We start from the raw sequence: 1,955 nt of genomic DNA on the forward strand, positions 1-1,955 counted from the left end.
GACGGCGGCTCCGCCCACTTCGCGGCCACGGTGCGCGCCCTGCGCGCCGCCCTGCCCGCTGCCCAGAACGGTCAGCCCGCCACCATAGAGGTGCTGATTCCCGACTTTCGCGGCAGCCGGGCCGCGCTGGACACCGTGCTGGACGCCGCGCCGGACATCATCAACCACAACGTGGAAACCCCGCCCGCGCACTACCCGCGCATCCGCCCGCAGGCCGACTACGCCCAGAGCCTGGAACTGCTGGCCCGCGTGCGCGCCGCCGGGGCCATCGCCAAAAGCGGGCTGATGGTGGGCCTGGGAGAAACCGACGACGAGGTGCGCGCCACCCTGGCCGACCTTGCCGCCACGGGCTGCCACATCGCCACCATCGGCCAGTACATGCGCCCCAGCCGCAACCACCCGCCCGTCGAACGCTACGTGCACCCCGATGTCTTCGACGGCTACGCCGCCCACGGCCACGCCCTCGGCATCCCCCACGTGTTCTCCGCCCCCCTCGTGCGCAGCAGCTACAACGCCCGCGCCGCCTACGACGCGTTGCAGCAGTTGCGGGGGCAGTAGGGGAAGAGAGGAAGAAAGAGAAAGACTGAAGAGAACCCGGGGAGGGGGAAAATTGAAATTTTCCCCCTCCCCGCCCCCCTCCCCCTTCAACTTTTTTATCGTGGACGGGGTGCGCTGGCAGGGGCATTCTTGGCAGCCACCACCAATTTCCCATGACAGAATTGCCTCGTCTTCTTCCCAGTCTTTCCTCCCCAGCCTTTCCTTCATCCATGGAGTTGCCTTTCTTCCTTATACTCCGCGCCGGTCCTCCGGCGCGGATGGCTGGTGCGGGCACGGTGCCAGAAATTACGAGTTTTTTCGCCGGGCAAGGCGACGCGATATTTTTCCGCGCAGCGTACTTATGTACGTGAGCAGAAAAATATCGCGGCAACGCCGCCCGGCGGAAAGGGACGGATTTCGGCAGCGACGTGACCGCGCAACCCCACAAGTCCCCCAAAACAGTCTCCCAACTTTCCCCAGAAACAACGGCTGCCCACCATGCACAAGCACGATGGGCAGCCGCATTCGCTCAAAACCACGAACAGCCTGATCGCTACATAGTCTCCACAACCAAACCGTCACGCTCGACAGCCAACGGACGCACGGCCACCAGTTCGCCGGGGCCTGCATGCTCCCCACCCTGCGCCGCCTGTGCAGCGGGACGTCGACCGCCGGTGAACCGGCACTCCGCATAATACTCGCACACGCCCTTCACGCCGCGCGCACCCTCCGAAGCCACCAGCAGTTGCGGCTCGCCCAGCAGGCGGTGCAGGAACGCCGCCTTCTTCACCGCCACCGCGCCGCGCAACTCCGCCGCCCGGCGCTTCTTCACCTCTTGCGGCAGTTGCCCCTCCATCACCGCCGCCGGGGTGCCCGGCCTGCGCGAATACGGGAACACGTGGGCATAGGTCAGCGGCAAGGCCCCCACGAAATCCAGCGTCTCGCCAAACTCCGCGTCCGTCTCGCCGGGAAAGCCGGTCAGGATGTCCGCGCCAAGGCCGAACAGCGGCCACACCTCGGCCAACTCGCGCACGAAGTCCAGCAGCGGCTCGGGTCGGTAATGTCCCCGCCCCATGCGCCGCAACACGCCGGGGCTGCCGCTCTGCAACGAAAGGTGCAGTTGCGGGGCCACCAGACGGCTTTCCGCCAGCACGTCCAGCGCGCGCTCGCCAAGCTGGCCCGGCTCCAGCGAACTGATGCGCAGCCGCGCCCGGCCCGCCCACTGCGGGGCAAGCTCGCGTTCCAGAAAGGCCAGCAGATCCCAGAAGTCCGGCCCGCCGCCGGGCAGGTCGCGCCCGTACTGGCGCAGGTTCACGCCGGAGACGATCAGTTCGCGGAACCCCGCATCCAGCAGGCGGCGCGCCTCTGCCAGCGCCTCGCGCGGGTCGCGGCTGCGGGCCGCGCCGCGGGCCAGCGGC

Annotated in this window: 2 protein-coding genes; one reads left to right on the top strand and one right to left on the bottom strand. The window is 68.0% G+C overall.

Annotated features, from left to right (window positions below; genetic code table 11):
- On the top strand, positions 1-558 hold a 558-nt coding region (locus tag FVW27_RS14395; protein ID WP_167126363.1), incomplete at its 5' end, for a lipoyl synthase.
- A 532-nt stretch (positions 559-1,090) separates the two neighbouring features.
- On the opposite strand, the gene FVW27_RS14400 is transcribed toward FVW27_RS14395, so the two are convergent.
- On the bottom strand, positions 1,091-1,955 hold an 865-nt coding region (locus FVW27_RS14400; RefSeq protein WP_167126366.1), incomplete at its 5' end, for a radical SAM protein.

This window comes from Nitratidesulfovibrio liaohensis (assembly GCF_011682075.1).
In the GTDB taxonomy this organism is placed as follows: domain Bacteria; phylum Desulfobacterota; class Desulfovibrionia; order Desulfovibrionales; family Desulfovibrionaceae; genus Cupidesulfovibrio; species Cupidesulfovibrio liaohensis.